Below are 422 nucleotides of genomic sequence, written 5' to 3'. Positions count from 1 at the left end.
GTCGACGGCTCGAAATGGCAGACCGAGACCGGCGACAACGTCAACAACCACGAACGCGAGTACTACACCCCCGGCACCAACAACGCCGCCCTCGACGGCCAGGGACACCTGGTCATCACCGCCCGCAAGGAAAACCCCGCCAACTACCAGTGCTGGTACGGCACCTGCCAGTACACCAGCGCCCGCCTCAACACCTCCGGCAAGTTCAACGCCCAGTACGGCCACGTCGAAGCCCGCATGAAGATCCCGCGCGGCCAGGGCATGTGGCCCGCCTTCTGGATGCTCGGCACCCCCGTCAACTGGCCCGACTCCGGCGAGATCGACGTCATGGAGAACGTCGGCTTCGAACCCTCCACCGTCCACGGCACCATCCACGGCCCCGGCTACTCCGGCTCCGGCGGCATCGGCGCCCCCTACACCCT

General features: G+C 67.1%; 1 protein-coding gene. It reads left to right on the top strand.

Going from position 1 to position 422, the window contains the following annotated elements:
• On the top strand, positions 1-422 hold a 422-nt coding region (locus JYK17_RS40325), incomplete at both ends, for a glycoside hydrolase family 16 protein (protein ID WP_222812332.1).

The sequence above is a fragment of the Streptomyces plumbidurans genome (genome assembly GCF_019857225.1).
In the GTDB taxonomy this organism is placed as follows: Bacteria; Actinomycetota; Actinomycetes; order Streptomycetales; family Streptomycetaceae; genus Streptomyces; species Streptomyces plumbidurans.
The sequence above is the reverse complement of the archived record's forward strand: the minus strand, read 5'-3'. Positions and strand labels throughout refer to the sequence as shown.